The sequence below is a fragment of the Bradyrhizobium lablabi genome, assembly GCF_001440475.1.
Classification (GTDB): Bacteria; Pseudomonadota; Alphaproteobacteria; order Rhizobiales; family Xanthobacteraceae; genus Bradyrhizobium; species Bradyrhizobium lablabi.
In genome coordinates, this window is record NZ_LLYB01000010.1 from 1 (window position 1) to 1,935 (window position 1,935).

At 55.7% G+C, this 1,935-nt stretch carries 1 protein-coding gene; it reads left to right on the forward strand.

All coding sequences use genetic code 11. From position 1 onward, the window contains the following. Positions 1-333 precede the first annotated feature (333 nt). Positions 334-1,878 carry an acyl-CoA dehydrogenase family protein gene (locus CQ14_RS00055; RefSeq protein WP_057855931.1) on the forward strand — a complete coding sequence of 515 codons (1,545 nt, stop codon included), beginning with the start codon at positions 334-336 and terminating at the stop codon, positions 1,876-1,878. Positions 1,879-1,935 lie beyond the last annotated feature (57 nt).

Consider the following 1,935-nt stretch of genomic DNA (forward strand, 5'->3'; position numbering starts at 1 on the left):
TTCGGGCCGGACTCTAACTCCTTCTGGAGGAAATACGCAGTGGCAGGTCAGGTCTTTGGGACGAATCACCACTCAAACACTCTGCGTGATTCTTGACGAGAATGGAGATCACTGACGACAACGAGAGTTCGCCTCTGAGAGGTCATATAAACAAGATGCATTTGATGTGAGCCCGCGCAGCGCTCGCGATAAATCCCGATGAGGCGCAACCTGCTTGTAACACGCTGGCGTCCGCGTATACCAATGTGTACTCGAGCTAGCCACCGGGATGATTGGCACGAAGCGCGGGCGCAATCATTATGCCCTTATATTGTCCAGACAATTCGAGGGGCTATGAACAGTCAAGTCTACTCCCTGTTTGGGGAGGCGCAGGAACGCACAGCTGAAGGGGGTGCACCTACTCTATATTCCAGTTTGATCGATGACCTGGGTCATTTGAATTTCGCAGACGCGGATGACCGTCGAGCATTCCCTCCGACCCTACACAGCACATTAGCAAGGCATGGACTGTTCGGGCTCACTACACCAGCAGAGCACGGCGGATTAGCTCTTCGCTTGCAAGAGGCCATCGACCTCATCTCCGCCACTGCGTCCTTCGATGTCTCGGCTGCTTCTACCCTCGTCATCCATAACTTCCTGGCCTTGCCCTGCATCGAAGCGGCACCGCACATCCCTGAACAAAGGCATGTCATGTGGGGTGCAACACGCGGCGAACTTTGCGCTTTCGCTTTGACGGAGCCTGGAGCTGGCTCTGCCCCGCGGCATATACAGGCTTCGGCTTTCATGCACGAAGATAGAGTTCGCATCTCGGGCCACAAAATTTGGATCGGCCTCGCTGACTGGGCTCGTTGGATCGTTTGCTTTGCGCGAGCCTCCGGTCCCGATGCAAAAGGTCGGTTCGTTTGTGTGCTAGTTGATAGGCAGGCTCCGGGCCTAAAAGTCACGCACGAGCATCGCACCCTCGGCCTACGTGGCATTATTCAAAATACTCTAGAGTTCCAGGATGTCGAGGTGCCGAGTGCCTACGTGCTCTCTCGCGATCAAGACGGCTGGGGAGCAGCAGCATCTAGTATGAACCGCGGGCGTATCGGTGTGGCTGCTATGGGTCTTGGAGCCCTTGAGCGCGCTATCCAGGTTGCAGCCTCATATGCAAGCCATCGTCGACTAGGTAAGCTGCGCATGATTGAGAACAGCTATATCGAGCAGTTATTTGAACAGATGGTACTCCGGCGGGAAGTGGTGAAGGCAATGCTGGGCGCATCCTGCCGACTTGTCTCAGCGCAGGGCGCGCCGAACGTCCACCTTGCGTCGGCAACGAAGGTTTTGTCGTCAGAGTGGTGCGGCCTCGTCGCTGATCAATGTGTCCAACTATTAGGTGGCCGTGGTTACGATGAGAGAACGCCTGTAGCCAAAATCTATCGAGACGCTCGCATTCTCCGCATCTTCGAGGGTCCGACTGAGACCCTCCTATCGCATCTCGGCCGCTGCCTTCTCTCTAGAGCCACACGTGACGAAATAGCCGATCTCTTTCTGTCTCTTGGTGCGGCGCCAGTCCATGCTGCTGCAATTGAGGAACTCTCTGGGCTCAATGAGACAGACGGCGCCGTGCTAATCTATGCAGGTTGGCTCACCACACTAGGACTGGCAAAAGCTGTCATGTCTTCTGGTTGCTTCTCCGCCTCAGATTGTGCCGCAGCCGCGGCTGACCTAGTCAGTTCCGAATTAGCAACTCTCCGTACTCGCGCGCCGGCACGGCCGTCTTTCGAACGCCGCACTAACGCTAGCCGGACTCTGAATACCTTTCTTCAAGACGCAGCTTCTTCCATCCGCTCACCTGTCCTCACAGACGATTACCTCAAATTGGTTCAGTATGTCTGACGCCTAGTGGTGTGGACACTTATCGCAGCCATAGGACGGTGGCAGCGAGAGTGACAA